Source organism: Sorangium sp. So ce726, from assembly GCF_051521405.1.
Lineage (GTDB): Bacteria > Myxococcota_A > Polyangia > Polyangiales > Polyangiaceae > Sorangium.
The window spans coordinates 10907501-10922368 of sequence record NZ_CP150349.1; the positions used below are offsets into that span (position 1 = coordinate 10907501).

The window sequence follows — 14868 nt, forward strand, 5'->3', positions numbered from 1 at the left end:
CCCTCCGGCGGCCCCTCGATGAACTCCTTTTGCGGCGACGCCTTGCGCATCTGGTGCACGATGCCGCTCTCCGTCGCGACGATGTACTTCAGGGCGTCGTCCGCGGTCGTGTACTTGAGCAGCGCGGTCGTCGAACCGATGTAGTCGGACATCCGCAGGATCGGCTCCTCGCACTCCGGGTGCGCGATGAGCTTCGCGTCCGGGTGGCGCTCGCGCAGCGCGACGATCTTGCGCAGGCTGAAGGTCTCGTGAACGACGCAGCTGCCCTGCCACAGGCGCATCGGGCGACCCGTCCGCTCGACGAGCCAGCGCCCGAGGTTCTTGTCGGGCGCGAAGAGGATCTCCTGCCCCTCGGGGATCGCGCGGACGATCTTCTCCGCGTTCGACGACGTGCAGATGTAGTCGCTCTCCGCCTTCACCTCAGCGGAGCAGTTGATGTACGAGATCGCGGCCGCGCCGGGGTACCGGGCGCGCCAGGCGCGGAAGCGGTCGACGGGGCAGCCGTCGGCGAGCGAGCAGCCCGCCGCGAGGTCGGGGACCACGACGATGCGCTCGGGGTTCAGGATCTTCGCCGTCTCGGCCATGAAATGCACGCCGGCGAACAGGATGACGTCCGCGGTCGTCTTCTTCGCCTGCTGGGCCAGCTGCAGCGAGTCGCCAAGGAAGTCTGCGAGATCCTGGATGTCGCCGTCCTGGTAGTAGTGGGCCAGGAGGACGGCGTTCCTCTCCCGCTTCAGGCGGCTGATCTCGTCGTGCAGATCCAGGCGCGGATCGATGGCGGCAGGCTGGGGCGCGGCGCTCGTCATGGCTACCTAAGGTAGGCACCGCGCGGGGCGCTGACCAGGGCCCCCCGAGCCGCGCGGCGAACTCCGGCGCGCTTCATCCACAGCCACGCAGCCGGTGCGGCGTTCGCCGGCGCTCCAGCCACGCAGCGCGCTCCAGCCGCACAGCCCGCCGCGTCCATCATCGTTGACAACGGCCGGCACCGGTTCACGATCGAGGCCCGCGGTGGGCCTGGGGAGGAGCTCTCGTCGTGGGCGGCCACCCATGTCCCTCCTGATCCCCGTCGCCCTGCTCGCCCTCGTCGTACCGCTCGTCGTGGCGCTCCTGCGCGCAAATGAGCTATTTTGCGTGCACGTCGAGGGGCGCAACGTCCGGCTGCTCCGGGGCCGGATGCCGCAGCGGCTGCTCGACGACATCACGGACGTCCTCCGCGCAGCGCCGGTCGGGCGGGGCGCGGTGCGGGTCGTTGTCGAGGACCGGCGCGCCCGGGTCCACGTGGAAGGGGATATCTCTCCCGAGCAAGCTCAGCAGCTGAGGAACACCGTCTCCATGTGGCCGGTTCCGAAGATCCGCGCGGCCCCGAAGCGCCGCGTGGGCGCATGACCCCTCCGCGCCGACATTTCCACCCTAGCGAGTCAGTCCTGCATGGCCGACGACAAACCCCGAGACAATCCGCCGACCTCCAAGCTGGGGCGCCTCGCGCGCCTCGCCGGCCTCGCGCCCCGCACGATCCCGTTCGCCATCGAGGGCGCGAAGCGCGTCCTCGGCGCGACCCGGACCGAGGAGGAGGAGGCCGAAGCGCGCCGGCGGATGGCCCAGGAGGTCAAGAAGACCGCCGAGGCGATGCTGAAGACGCTCGGCGAGATGAAGGGCCTTCCGCTCAAGTTCGGCCAGATGGCGAGCTACATCGACGGGCTCGCGCCGCCGGGATACGAGGAGAAGTTCCAGGCCACGCTGAAGAAGCTGCTCGACAAGGCGCCGCCCCTGTCGCCGGAGGCCGCGGAGCAGATGATCCGCGAGGAGCTCGGCACCCCGCCCGAGCACGTGTTCGCGGCGTGGGAGCGCGAGCCGTTCGCGGCCGCGAGCATCGGACAGGTGCACCGGGCCACGACGAGGTCGGGGGAGCGGGTCGCGGTGAAGGTGCAGTACCCCGGCATGGACAGGGCCATCGAGAACGACCTGAAGAGCGTCTCGATGCTCGAGGCGATGATGGCGCCGCTCGCCAAGAAGCTGCACGCCCGGCAGACCGTCGACGAGTTCCGCAAGGTCTTCCTGTCCGAGCTCGACTATGCGCGCGAGGCCGAGATGGCGGACCTGTTCCGCCGCATGAACGCCGGGGACGAGGACGTCTCCATCCCTCGTATCCACCACAGCCTCACCACGAGGCGCGTCCTCACCCTCGAGTTCGTCGACGGCATGAGCTACGCGGAGTTCTGCGAGCGCGGCAGCCAGGAGGCGAAGAACCGCGCGGGCCTCTCCATCTGGCGCTTCACCTTCCGCTCGATGCTCCGGTACGGCTGGCTCTACGCCGACCCGCACCCGGGCAACTACCGCTTCCACGAGGATGGCCGCGTCACGATCCTCGATTTCGGCTGCGTGAAGCAGCTCCCGCCCGACCTCGTGGCGGGCATGAAGCGCTACATGCGCGCCGCCATGGACGCGGACTGGAAGGAGTTCGACCGGGCGTGCGTGGAGGTGCTCGGCTACGACCCGGCCGACGAGAGCTGGGATCTCTACCGGAGCTACACCATGGAGCTCATGGTCCCGCTGTGCACGCACGGGACCTGGAAGTGCTCCCCGGAGAAGGCGCGCGAGACCGTGGCGTACCTGACCCGCGGCATCCGGGGGCTCGCCCTCAAGGAGGGAGAGAAGATGCCCACCATCCCCCACGTGCCGAAGATGCCGCAGGACTTCACGTTCGTGAATCGCCTGCAGTGGGGGCTCGCGTCCGTGCTGGCGGGGCTCCGGACCGAGGCGGCGTTCCGGCGGACCATCGATCCCTGGGTGCGCGACGGGGTGCACCCTGTCCCCGATTGAGCGAGGATCGCTGGTAGGCTCGTCGGCGCGGAGAGGCGCGCCGAGGTCGCTTCCGCCGCGGCTCTCACCTTGACCTCGATCCCGCACGCTGTGACATTCGATCGGGGCATGGACGACGAGAGGGCGGCCTGCGAAAGGCGCGTAGGAACGACCCTGCGGGGCAAATGGACGATCGATCGCCTCGTCGGGATCGGCGGGATGGCCGCCGTCTATGCCGCGACCCACAAGATCGGGCGGCGCGAGGCGATCAAGATCCTCCACCCCGAGGTGGCGCGCTCGAAGGACCTGCGCGCCCGGTTCGAGCGCGAGGCGCAGGCCGTCAATCGGTTCCAGCACCCCGGCGTGGTCGAGATCCGCGACATCGACGTGACCGAGGACGGCGCGCCGTTCCTCGTGATGGAGCTCCTCGACGGCGAGTCGCTCGCCGACCGGATCCAGCGGCTCGGCAGCATCGACACCGGCGAGATGCTGCGGCTCATGGATGAGCTGCTCGACGTGCTCGGCGCCGCGCACGAGCAGGGGATCATCCACCGCGACATCAAGCTCGACAACCTCTTCGTCGAGAGGACCGGGCGCCTCAAGGTGCTCGACTTCGGCATCGCGCGCATGCGCGACGGCGTGAAGACGGCGATGCGGACCCGCACGGGCGCGACGCTCGGGACGGTGTCGTACATGGCCCCGGAGCAGGTGCGCGGCATCTCGGTCGACCACAGGGCGGACCTCTTCGCCGTCGGCGCGACCATGTTCCGGGTGCTCGCGAAGCGGCGTATCCACGAGGCGCGCACCGAGTCCGAGCTGCTCGTGAAGATGGCGACCATGGCGGCGCCGCCGCTCGCGAGCGTCGCGCCGGAGACGCCGCACGGCCTGTGCCTCGTCGTGGACAGGGCGCTCGCGTTCGATCGCGACCGGCGCTACCCGGACGCCCGCACGATGCAGGCCGACGTGCGCGCGCTCCTGCATGGAGCGCCGCCGCCGCACGCGTCGGCGCGCCTCGCGGCGGGCGACGTGCCGTCGGCAGGCGCGCCGCCGCTCTCCCCGATGCTCCTGTCGGCGGCCGCCTCGGCGGACGCGCAGGCCGAGCCTCCGCCGCGGCCCGCGGCCCCGTCGGGCGCGAGATGGAACGAGATGGGCTCGGCGCCCGCGATCGGGTCGGAGCTCGGCCCAGGCAACAGCGGGGCGTCCTCGTGGGAGGCCGCCACGATGGCGGCGCACGGAGCGCCGCGCGGGAGCGCCATGGATGCGGCCCAGGCGCACGGAGGCCACGCCAACATGGCGCAGGCCGTCCCCGGCGCTCCGAATGGACCGCCGTCGGCCCTGCACAACACCGGAGCCGGCCACGCCGGAGCGCACGGCGCGCCCCCATCTCGGCAGGGCGCCAGCGCGCCCCACAGCGCGCCGGCCTCGCTCTACAGCACTGGCTCGGGCCTGCATCACACCGGCCCGGCCTACGGCGCGCCCGCCTCGGCGCACGGCGCCAGCGCGCCCCACGGCCCGCCTGCCCCGGCGCACGGCGCCAGCGCGCCCCACGGCGCACCCGTCTCGCTCCACAACACAGGCTCCGGCCTGCACAACACCGGCCCGGCTTACGGCGCACCCGCCCCGGCGCACGGCGCCAGCGCGCCCCACGGCCCGCCCGTCTCGCTCCACAGCACAGGCTCTGGCCTGCACAACACCGGCCCGGCCTACGGCGCGCCTGCTCCGGCGCACGGCGCCAGTGTGCCGCACGGTGCACCCGTCTCGCTCCACAACACAGGCTCCGGCCTGCACAACACCAGCCCGGCCTACGGCGCGCCTGCCCCGCGGCACAGCGCCGGCGTGCCGCACGGCGCGCCCGCCTCGCTCCACAACACAGGCTCGTCGCTGCACAACACCGGCTCGGCCTACGGCGCGCCCGCGCCGCCGCACAGCGCCAGCGCGCCCTACGGCGAGCAGCCGGCCGCCGCGTGGGCGCCGCGCCACGCTCCGCCGAGGCTGCCGCCGAAGCTCGTGATCCCGCTCGCGCTCGGCGGCGTGGCGCTCGTGATCGTGAGCGTGCTCGCGATCTGGATGGCGCTCCGCGACGAACCCCAGAACGACGCGGTCCAGCACGATCTGCTGCCGGCCCAGAGCGCGAGCGCCGGGCCGACCCAGCTCTCCCCGTCGTCGGAGAGCACCGACGAATCGCGGAGCAACGTGAACGAGCCAGGATCGCGGAGCAACGTGAACGAGCCAGGATCACGGAGCAACGTGAACGAGCCAGAGACGATGCGCGCGGACGCGCCGAACCCTCCGGCGAGCGCGCCGCCCGCGAGCACGTTCATCATCGACTTGACCAAGAAGAAGCAGCGGACGAGAAAATCACGCCAGGACTGAAGTCACATTCGCCGAACATGGAGCTCCGCCCCCTCATGGTGACGAGGACAACCCCGCGCGCTCGATCGATGCTCGTCGGGTCTGCGCTGGTGCTCACGCTCTCGGGAGCGTGCTCGGACCCGGTGCCGATCGGCCCACGTCCCGACGCCGGCGGCGACGGTGGAGGCGGCAGCGGAGGCGCGCCGCCGCTCTGCAGCTTGGGCGACGTGCAACCCTGCTATCCCGGCCCGGAAGGCACCGAGGGTGTCGGCGTGTGCGCGGCGGGCGTGCGGAGGTGCCAGCCAGACGGCCAGAGCTTCGGCGAGTGCGAAGGCGCCCTGGTCCCGAGGCCCGAGGACTGCAGCACCACCGTGGACGACGACTGCGACGGCGCGACGAACGAGCCCGACGCAGGGTGCGTGTGTACCCCGGGCCAGATCAAGACTTGCTACAGCGGCCCCGAAGGGACGAGCGGCGTGGGGCTCTGCGCGGTGGGGCTGCAGATGTGCGATCTCTCCGGCACGTCATGGCGGCCGTGCGGCGGCCAGGTCACCCCGCAACGAGAGACGTGCACGGACGACACCGACGAGGACTGCGACGGCTTCGCCTGCAGCACGCCGCTCTGGGCCGCCCTCTACGGTGACCAGAACACCCAGAGCGCGACCAGCGTCGGCGTCGACGCGCAGGGAAACGTCTATATCGGCGGCACCTTCTCGGGGACCATCAACCTGACCGGCAAGGAGACGGGCGCCCTCGTCAGCATCGGCACCTCCGATGTGTACGTCGCGAGCTTCGACCCCTCCGGACAGCACCGCTGGAGCGTGAGGTTCGGCGGCAGCGGCGCCGAGACGCTCAACGGGCTCGCTGTGACGCCGGAAGGCAACCTCGTGCTCGGCGGGACGTTCTACGGCTCGTTCACGTTCGGCGGCACGACGCTGAGCAGCGTCAACGCGCTCGATACCTTCGTGGTCACGATGACCGGAGAGAAGGGCGAGCAAGGCTGGGCACGCCAGCTCGGCGACGCGGCCGATCAGACGCTGCGCTCGATCGCGGTGGACCCCGCCGGCAACATCGCGATCGCCGGCTACTTCAGCGGATCGCTGCTCTGCTCGTCGCCTCCCGTCCCGGTCTGCGCCACCAGCGCAGGCGGCACCGACATCTTCGTGCGGAAGTACGATCCGCTCGGCGCCGTCCTGTGGACGAGGATCTACGGAGACGACAAGAACCAGTTCGCGATTGGCGCCGCCGTCGGCAGCGACGGCAGCGTGTTCGTCACCGGCAGGTACAACGGCACCCTGACCGTCGGCTCCCGGCAGGTGAAGAACACCGGGCTCGGGCCGAACCTGTTCGTCCTGAAGCTCGACAGCAGCGGGAACGGCGTCTGGCTCTCGGACTATGGCGACACGGCGTCGCAGGCAGGCACCGGGATCGCCGTCGCTCCCTCGGGCGCGGTCCTCGTGACCGGGACGTACATGGGCGAGCTCAACTTCGGAGCGGCCGGCACGCTCCCCGCCAACGATGCGCAGACGGCGTTCGTGGCGTCGCTCGCCCCCGACGGCGTGCCCGTGTGGGCGCGGTGGTTCGCCGGAGATGGCACGCAGGAGAGCACGTCGGTCGTCGCGGACGCGGAGAACGGCGTGGTGGTGACCGGCTCGGTCCAGGGCGTGGTCGACCTCGGCGGCGGGCCGCTGCCCAGCGGCGGCGGCTTCGACGCCTTCGTGGCGAAGCTCGACGCCGATGGCAACCACCTCTGGGGGAAGGTGCTCGGCGCCGCCGGCAACCAGAAGTCGAACGCGGCGGCCATCGCACCGAGCACGGGGGTCATCGCGCTCTGCGGCACCGCCGAGGGGAAGATCGACTTCGGCCTCGGCGAGCACCAGGCGAACGGCACCGACGCGTTCGTCGTGCTCCTGTCGCCGTAGACCGGAGCCGCGGCCCCGGTCACGGGGCGCCGCGAGCGCCCGCAGGGACGAGGTCGACGCGGCCGAGCTCCTCGTTGGTCGCCGCGATGGCGGCGCGGATCGGCTCGCCGACGCCGTAGCGACGGCTCGCGCCGACCAGCGCCTGGGCGGCGACGTCGATCCGATAAGGGCCGCCCGGCAGCGCCTCCAGCGCGATCGTGCCCGTCGCGCCGGACTCGACCATCTGGACGACGAGGCCGAACGGCTTGATGGAGACGATGTTGCCCTCGATCTCCTCGCCGACGCGGGAGGCGAAGAGGCGCGCCACGAGCATGCGGTGCCGCTCCGTCTCGGCCTTGGCGGCGCTGCGCGCGCGCGCGTTCAGGTGGTGGGCGAGCGACGCGAGCGCCTCGGAGTCGACGCGCTGGTCGCGGTGGCCCTGGATATAGCGTTTGACCACGCGGTGCACCGCGAGGTCGGCGTAGCGGCGGATCGGGGACGTGAAGTGCAGGTACAGCGGGGCGCCCAGGCCGAAATGCAGGCCTCCGGCGGCGGTGTACCGGGCAGGGCCGAGCGCTTTGCCGAGCACGGTGCGGATGCCCGGCGCGAGCTCGGAGCCCCTGTACTGCGCCTCGAACGCCGCGAGGCCGAGGGGGCTCAGGCGCGCGCCGAAGCCGGCCTCGACGCCGAAGTTGTGCGCGAACTGCTCGAGCGCGCGGACGCGCTCCTCGGTCGGCTCGTCATGGACACGAAAGACGCAGGGGAGCCCGCGCGCCACGAGCCAGCTGGCCACCGCCTCGTTCGCCGCCACCATCAGCCGCTCGATGAGGCGGTGCGCGCCCGTGTCGGAGCGCGGCGAGACGCCGGTCGGCTCGCGCGTCTCGGCGTCCAGCGTCACGTACGCCTCCTCGCGATCGAGCTCGACGCCGCCGCGCGCCGCGCGGACCGTCGACAGCCGCGCGGCCGCGGTGCGGAGCCAGCGCACGACCGGCCGGGCCGCCTCGGGGATGCTGGCGGAGCGGCCCGTCGTCAGGAACTCCTCGACGGCGTCGTACGAGAGGCGGGCGTGCGAGCGGATCACGCTCTCGTGCAGGTCGATCGACGTGATGCCCCCCTCAGGGTCGATGCGCAGCTCGACCGTGACAGCGAGCCGATCGACCCCCGGGAGCAGGCTCGCCGCCTCGCTGGAGATCGCGTCGGGGAGCATCGGGATGACGCGGCCAGCCAGGTAGACGCTCGTGCCCCGGGCGCGGGCCTCGAGATCGAGCGGCGAGCCCTCGGGGACGAACGCGTCCACGTCGGCGATCGAGACGAGGACGCGGAGCGCCCCGTCGGGCCCGGCGGGCAGCACGGCGACGGCGTCGTCGATGTCCGTGGTGACGGGCGCGTCGATCGTGACGGTGATGACGTCGCGCAGGTCGCGGCGGCCGCGCGCGAGCTCACGCTCGACCGACACCGCCGCGACCGCCGCGCGCGACGCCTCGAGGACCTCACCCGAGAACACGGCGCGCACGCCGTTGCGGGCGAGGCAACGCTCGATGCCGAGGTCGGCGCCGGACGCGACGACGCGCGCCGGGACGACCGCCGCGCCGTCGATGGTGGCGACCACAGCGGCGCCCTCGGGGAGATCGTCGGCGCTGCCCGGCTTGAACGGCCAGTCCGTGTTGGAGACGAGGCGATCGACCCGGAGGTGCGGCCGCTTCGCGTGCGATACGACCGTCCCGAAGAGCTCGGAGCGATCGCGCTGGACGAGGGCGAGCTGCGACGCGCTGAAGCGGCCCGGCTCCGCCTCGACGACCACCGCGTCGACGACGTCGCCGTCAAGGAACGGGTTCAGATCGGGCGGCGCGATGAAGGCGGTCGCCGAGCCGAGGGCAGCCCAGCCCGGCCTGCCCGGCCCCCCCGCCTTCTCCGGAGAGGCCTCGATGTTCAGGAACCCGAAGCCACGGGGGTTGACCGAGATGCGTCCACGAACGGGTGCGTGCATAGGCGCGGAAGGTACGCCAGATCCCGGCGCTTTCGAGCACAAGCTGCCCGTTGAGCTCGCATTGACACAACAGAATTACTACAACACGGTAAACCCAGCAGCGGCGCGACGTCGCGGCATCGCGCGCTCGCTGCCGAGATGCGCTCAGGGGCCCAGGGTGCCTCGCGCTGCGCTGCGACGACGTGCGGGCGGCTTCGCGGTTCCACGTGCGCCGGAGACCCCGCGCGTGGCGGGACGCCACGGCAAAAGTGGCTCCGTGGACGGTCCGCGGCGCCGGATCGGCTTATACTCGACACATCGTGGAAGACTCAGGGGACATCATCGAGCTAGCGCGTGTGATGCCTCGGGACCGCTTCGTCCGCCAGGTGACGAACCTGCTCCTCGTGGTGTCCGAGGCTGGTCCGGACAACCAGCAGATCGCGTTCCGGACGGTCGCCGCATCGCCAGCGGCGCACCGGAAACCGCCGCCTACGCCCGGTCCAGCGAGCGAGGTGTTCCAGCTCGTCAAGGCCAAGGGCAATCCCTATCTCGACCAGATCTCGGTGGGTCGCACGCGCAATTGCGACGTGGTGCTGCGCCACCCCTCGGTGTCCAAGCTGCACGCGCACTTCCGGCGGAGCGAGCAGGGGCAGCTCGTGCTCATCGACAACGGCTCGCAGAACGGGACCCGCGTGAACGGCAAGGTGCTCTCCGAGAGCGAGCCGCAGGAGGTCTCGGTGGGCGACGTGATCCAGTTCGGCCGGCTCACGACGTCGCTGCTCGATGCGGCGGCCCTCTTCGACCTCGTGCGCGAGCAGGCGCGCCTCGCGAGGGACCAGGCGAACCGGTGAGCGCCGCGCGCGGCGGCGCTCAGAACCGGTATCCCACGGAGACGTTCGGAAAGAACATCGTGAACGTGCCGTGGGCGAGCTCCTCGAACACGACCTTCTTGCCCGGCGCGCAGTCGACCGTGGGGTGCGCCTCGTCGCACTCGGCCCCGACCACGTAGGTGTTGCCCGTCTCGAGCGGCGGGCCGTCGACGAGGAAGAAGCCGACGCCGAGGCCCGCGCTGGCGCTGAGGCGCCCGAGCTTCAGCCGGAGCCTCAGCTCGGGCATCGCGAACGGGGCGGCGGCGCGGACGGCCCTGCCCGCGTTCTGCACGGCCACGCTGACGGTCCTCTCCGCGTCGGACGCCGTGCCGGTCACCTCGTCGCTCATCTCGGCCAGCACCACGCCGAGCCCGAGCGCGCCGCCGACGTCGAGCCATGACGACAGCCCATAATGATAGCTGCCGCCGACGATCACCGTCACGCCGGCCATACCGATGTCGTCGTGAAAGCTGTAGCGGATGGGGAGCCTCTCGTTGCCCCCGCGCGGAGCGGCGTACGTCGCGTCGAGCGAGCGATCGAGCGTCGTGTGGAGGCTCAGGTACCCGGCCGTGAGCTCGATGGCGGCGCCGCTCGGGAACTCGTAGCTGCCGCGCACGCCGGCCAGGACGCCGGACGGGCGCGAGATGCCCGAGCAGCTGTAGCTGCCGCAGCTCCGCTCGGCGTCGCTCTCGAGCGACGAGGCGAAGGCATAACCACCGGTCGCCTCCAGCCGGAAGATGCCGACCCTCCGACCCCAGCGCGGGTGCGCGTCGTCGATGGCGAGCGGCAGGACGATGTCGCCCCTCGTCGTCTTGTCGACGGTCGCGCGGAGCGTGCGCGAGAAATAGCCCGGCTCGTGCGCCTCGAAGGTGTGGCGCCCGAGCGGCAGCGCCCCCCGCCACTGCCCCTTGCCGACCGGGACGCCGTTGATGGTCAGATCCGCGCTCAGCGGCTGGGCGACGACGCGGACCTCCTCGCCGAGCGGCCCTGCCTCGACCGTGGCGACGGAGAGCTGCCCCGCGATGACGCTCGCCTCGCGGGGCGCAGAGCCGAAATTGCCCTTGCGCACCGAGTAGAAATGCGGGCCAGGCGCGAGCGCGCCCTCCCACGGCAGCTGGCCGATCAGCGCGCCGTCGATGGTGAGATCGGCGCCGACGAGCCGCTCGTCCTCGACCTTCAGCCGGCCCGTGCTGGCGAGCGGATCGAGCTTCGCGTCCACCGACGTGGTCTCAGCGACCCCGACGGTCACGATCCGCTCGAACGTGTGCCAGCCGTCCTTGACCACGCGGAGCGTGTGATCCCCGGGGAGCAGCCGGATCGGGCCGGCGAGGGGGAGCCGACCGCGCTGCCGCCCGTCGATGAGCACCAGGCCATCGACGTTCGACGAGATGAGGACGCTGCCGATCCGCGCTCGCAGCGTGGCGATCGCGGACGCGACGCTCCGGCGCTCCGGCTCGCCGAGCTCCGCGCGGAGCTCCGTGAGCAGCGCCTCGTAGAGCTCGAGCGCCTCGTCGTAACGGCCGAGCTGATCGAGGCAGAACGCGGCGTTGAGGGTGTTGGGCACCGACGCGACGACCTGACGCGACCTCAGGTAGAGCTCGAGCGCGCGCTGGAAGTCGCCGATCTTGCGCAGCTCGTTCCCTTCCTGAAAGAGCGCCTTGGCGCGGGCGAGCGCCTCGTCCGTCGACGCGGGCGACGCGGGCGCTGAGGAAGGCGGCTCGGGTGGCGCGGTCGGGACAGCGGCCGCCGCCGGGGGCTGCGCGCGGGCCGGAGACGCAGGCGCCGCGCTCGCCACGGCGAGCGCGCACGCCGCAAAGCAGCGCCACAGGGCGCGACCGGCGCGCGGCATCGGTCTCACCACCGGTCGACCGGCACCACCGCGGTCGGAGCCGGCGGAGCCGCAGACGCCCCCGTGGCGGAGGGCGTGGCAGGGTCGGCCACGGAAGGAGCGCCGCGCGGGGCGCGGGTCTTCCTGTCACGGCGCGGGGCAGGCTCGGAGGCCGCGACCGACGCAGAGGCCGGCGCGGGCGGCTGGAGATCGATGCGATCGGGGCGGATCGTGCCGTCGCTCAGCATGAACACCGTCTCCTTCGTGGTCGCGCCGCCACGGGTCACCTCGATCTCGAACGTGTCGCCGGCGTTGCCCGTCAGGTCGAGCCGGCCATCGCTCACCGGACGTTCCGCGCCGTTGACCCGCACCGTCGCCTCCTTCGGGAGCGTCACGACGGCGGTGAAGGACGCCGGCGCAGGCGCGGGCGCAGCCACGACGGGCAGCGCGGGCTCGCTCGGCGCGGCGGGCGACGCGAGCCGCTCGTCGCCCGTTGAAGCGCGCAGCGCGAGGCCGCCGCCGATCGCGGCCAGGGCGACCACCGTGACCGCCGCCCCGACGAAGCGCCGCCGTGTCGCGCCAGAAGGCGCGTTCACCGCCGTGAAGGAGCTGCCGCCGATGGATCGCTCCTCCCCCTCGGCCGATCGCGAGAGCTTGGACTCGCGCAGCGCGGAGATCGGGGTGGCGCCAGCGCGCCGCTCGGGGTCGATGCCCCGCAGCTGATCCAGCGTGACGACGCCGGTGCCCTCCGCGTGCGGCTCGAGCGCGGCGATGAGCTCCTCCATGCTCTGCCAGCGCTCCGCAGGATCCCGCTGGAGGCCGCGGTGCACGACGGCCGTGAGCGCCGGGGAGACCCACGGCGCGGCCCCGGAGAGCGGCGGCACGCGCTCGGTGCAGATCGCGAGCAGGAGCTCGGCGAGCGAGGCGTTGGGATCCCAGGGGCAGCTCCCGCAGAGCGCCTGGTAGAGCGAGACCGAGAGGCTCCAGATGTCGGAGCGGTGATCGACGTCCTTCGCCATCTTCGCCTGCTCGGGAGACATGTAGATGGGCGACCCGAGCACGCCGCCGGCGCGCGTGAGCTCGTGCGAGGCGCCATCACCCGTGCGCTTCGCGATGCCGAAATCGCACACCTTGACCACGATCCTGCGATCGCTCGACGACGGCGGGCGGATGGATCCGGACGGGCGCCGCCCCGAGGGCGGCGGGCGGACCGAGCCGGACGAGCGCCGCACCGACGGCGGCCCCGCGGCGAGCGAGCCGCGCTGGGTGGACGGCGGCGCAGAAGCGAGCGAGCCGCGCCGGGTGGACGGCGGCCCCGAAGCGAGCGGGCCGCGCCGGGTGGACGGCGGCGCCATCGAGGTCGACGGTCGCTGGGCCGCGCCCTCGAACGGCGCGTGCAGGAAGAGGTTCGCCGGCTTGATGTCGCGGTGCACGATCCCCTCGGCGTGCGCCGCCGCGAGCCCGCGCGCCGCCTGGATGAACACGCGCACGACGGGCTCCGGCTCCAGCGGCCCGCGCATCCTGAGGAGCTTGGCGAGGTCGACGCCGTGCAGGAGCTCCATGATGATGAACGGCGTCGCGAGCGTGAGATCCATGCCGAGCTCGAACGTCTTGACCACGTGCGGGCTCTGGATCGCGGTCACCGCGCGCGCCTCGCGGATGAAGCGGCGCACGGCGTGGTCGTCCTGCCCGACGGCGCTCTTGAAGATGACCTTGGCCGCCACCCGCCGCCCTTCGGGCGACTCCGCCTCGTAGACGGCGCCCATCCCGCCGCGCCCGATCAGCCGGCGCACCGCGTACCGACCGCCGAGCTCGCGGCCGACCAGCGGATCGATCTCGGCGCCAGCGCGCTCGGCGATGGCCTCGCGCAGCTCGGGATCGAGCGGCCTCAGCATGTCGATCGTGATGCGCTCCTCGCTGCCCGACGCGGCGCGCAGCGCCTCGGCGAACGCCTCGATCGACGGATAGCGCCGGTCCACGTCGCTGTGCAGCGCGAGCGAGAGCGCTGTCGCGAGGCGGGCCTCGATCCACGGGGCGCGATCCTGGATCGACGGGAACTGCGCCAAGGACGACGCCGGCGCGTCCGCCGCCGTGTCCGCCGGGCTGAGCTCGGCCGTGTCCGCGGTGACGTCGAGCTCGGCCCACGGCGAGACGCCGCAGAGCATCTCGTAGAGCGTCGCCGCCAGGCCGAACACGTCACCTCGCACGTCCGCGGTGCGGTCCCGCGGCCCCGACTCATCGCGCAGAGGACCGGTGCTCTTCGCCGCCTTACCAGGGGCGGAGGTGGCCGTGTCACAGCCCTTCGAGAGCCCGAAGCCAAAGACGCGGACGAGGATCTCTCCGCTCGGGAGGTGCTCCAGGAAGATGCGCGGCGGCCGCACGTCGCGGTAGACGAGGCCCGCGGCGTGCACCGCCGAGAGCCCCGCGGCGACCTGGAGCGCGATCCGCACGGCGACGTCGGGCGCGAGCGGCCCCGTCTCGGCGAGCAGGGCGGCGACGTCGGTCCCGTCGAGCAGCGGCATCACGAGGTAGGCGAGATCGCGCTCGAGGTCGTGGCCGGCATCGACGATCGGGACGACATGCGCGTTGTCGAGCTTCGCGGTGACGCTCGCCTCGCGGGTGAGCCGTGACAGCGTGTCCTCGGTGACGACCTCGGGCCGCAAGACCTTCAGCGCGACGCGGCGACCCGAGGGGCCCCGGGCCTCGAACACGACACCGAAGCCCTGCGCGGAGAGGACGCGGACGATCCGATATCCACCGGTGAGCGCGCCCCCCACGAGCGCCGTCGGATCCGCCAGAGGTGCTGTCCGGCCCATGTCCTCAAGCATACGACGGCCCATCGCGCCCCACAAAGCATGAGTGTCACGCGACCTCGGAGGCGCGCTGCGCGCGGGCGCCGCACCGTCGCGGAGCGCCGGCCACGCACCTACAACGACGCCACGCGCGCCGCGCCGCGGCGCCCCCGCCAAATGTAGGCGCGACAACCGCAGATAACGCGGTGAACGGACCGCCGTATACGCAAGAGCACGCGGGGATACGCGAGGACACGCACGAGTACGAGGGGATACGGGAGGACACGCAAGAATACGCGGTGATACGCAAGGATACGCAAGGACACGTAGTAAGCCCTTTGAATCATGGAATATTTGTCTA

Annotated in this window: 9 protein-coding genes (1 of these 9 running past the window's edge); 5 read left to right on the top strand and 4 right to left on the bottom strand. The window is 72.1% G+C overall.

The features are described 5' to 3' along the window. Positions 1–806: the 5' portion of a quinolinate synthase NadA gene (nadA, locus tag WME79_RS40555; protein ID WP_437526111.1), read on the bottom strand. It extends 154 nt beyond the left edge of the window; 806 of the gene's 960 nt are visible here — the first part of the coding sequence; it begins with the start codon at positions 804–806; the stop codon falls past the left edge of the window. 241 nt (positions 807–1047) lie between these two features. Between nadA and WME79_RS40560 the strand changes: the two genes are divergently transcribed. From WME79_RS40560 to WME79_RS40575, 4 genes are all read left to right on the top strand, one after another. Then, on the top strand, positions 1048–1386 hold the full coding sequence (locus tag WME79_RS40560) for a DUF3634 family protein (RefSeq protein WP_437526113.1): 339 nt from the start codon (positions 1048–1050) through the stop codon (positions 1384–1386). 42 nt (positions 1387–1428) lie between these two features. Then, positions 1429–2820 carry an ABC1 kinase family protein gene (locus WME79_RS40565; protein ID WP_437526115.1) on the top strand — a complete coding sequence of 464 codons (1392 nt, stop codon included), beginning with the start codon at positions 1429–1431 and terminating at the stop codon, positions 2818–2820. A gap of 108 nt (positions 2821–2928) precedes the next feature. Beyond that, on the top strand, positions 2929–5172 hold the full coding sequence (locus WME79_RS40570; protein ID WP_437526118.1) for a protein kinase domain-containing protein: 2244 nt from the start codon (positions 2929–2931) through the stop codon (positions 5170–5172). Between the two features lie 35 nt (positions 5173–5207). After that, on the top strand, positions 5208–7073 hold the full coding sequence (locus tag WME79_RS40575) for a hypothetical protein (protein ID WP_437526121.1): 1866 nt from the start codon (positions 5208–5210) through the stop codon (positions 7071–7073). A gap of 19 nt (positions 7074–7092) precedes the next feature. Here WME79_RS40575 and WME79_RS40580 read toward each other — a convergent pair whose 3' ends face one another. Further along, on the bottom strand, positions 7093–9039 hold the full coding sequence (locus WME79_RS40580; protein WP_437526124.1) for a ribonuclease R family protein: 1947 nt from the start codon (positions 9037–9039) through the stop codon (positions 7093–7095). A gap of 338 nt (positions 9040–9377) precedes the next feature. Here WME79_RS40580 and WME79_RS40585 point away from each other — a divergent pair, with 338 nt between their 5' ends. Further along, positions 9378–9869, top strand: coding sequence for an FHA domain-containing protein (locus tag WME79_RS40585; protein ID WP_437540039.1), 492 nt, complete (start codon positions 9378–9380; stop codon positions 9867–9869). 19 nt (positions 9870–9888) lie between these two features. On the opposite strand, the gene WME79_RS40590 is transcribed toward WME79_RS40585, so the two are convergent. Both WME79_RS40590 and WME79_RS40595 read right to left on the bottom strand, forming a co-directional pair. Beyond that, positions 9889–11736 (bottom strand): PEGA domain-containing protein, encoded by a 1848-nt coding sequence (locus tag WME79_RS40590; RefSeq protein ID WP_437526127.1) that lies wholly within the window; start codon positions 11734–11736, stop codon positions 9889–9891. A 5-nt stretch (positions 11737–11741) separates the two neighbouring features. Next, complete coding sequence (locus WME79_RS40595; protein ID WP_437526129.1) at positions 11742–14531, bottom strand: protein kinase domain-containing protein; 2790 nt, start codon at positions 14529–14531, stop codon at positions 11742–11744. Positions 14532–14868 lie beyond the last annotated feature (337 nt).

Excerpts from the sequence above, each read along its gene's own strand:
- WME79_RS40560 (WP_437526113.1), top strand. The coding sequence starts at position 1,048 with ATGTCCCTCCTGATCCCCGTCGCCCTGCTCGCCCTCGTCGTACCGCTC.
- WME79_RS40565 (WP_437526115.1), top strand. The coding sequence starts at position 1,429 with ATGGCCGACGACAAACCCCGAGACAATCCGCCGACCTCCAAGCTGGGG.
- WME79_RS40570 (WP_437526118.1), top strand. The coding sequence starts at position 2,929 with ATGGACGACGAGAGGGCGGCCTGCGAAAGGCGCGTAGGAACGACCCTG.
- WME79_RS40575 (WP_437526121.1), top strand. The coding sequence starts at position 5,208 with ATGGTGACGAGGACAACCCCGCGCGCTCGATCGATGCTCGTCGGGTCT.
- WME79_RS40580 (WP_437526124.1), bottom strand. The coding sequence starts at position 9,039 with ATGCACGCACCCGTTCGTGGACGCATCTCGGTCAACCCCCGTGGCTTC.
- WME79_RS40585 (WP_437540039.1), top strand. The coding sequence starts at position 9,378 with ATGCCTCGGGACCGCTTCGTCCGCCAGGTGACGAACCTGCTCCTCGTG.
- WME79_RS40590 (WP_437526127.1), bottom strand. The coding sequence starts at position 11,736 with ATGCCGCGCGCCGGTCGCGCCCTGTGGCGCTGCTTTGCGGCGTGCGCG.
- WME79_RS40595 (WP_437526129.1), bottom strand. The coding sequence starts at position 14,531 with ATGGGCCGGACAGCACCTCTGGCGGATCCGACGGCGCTCGTGGGGGGC.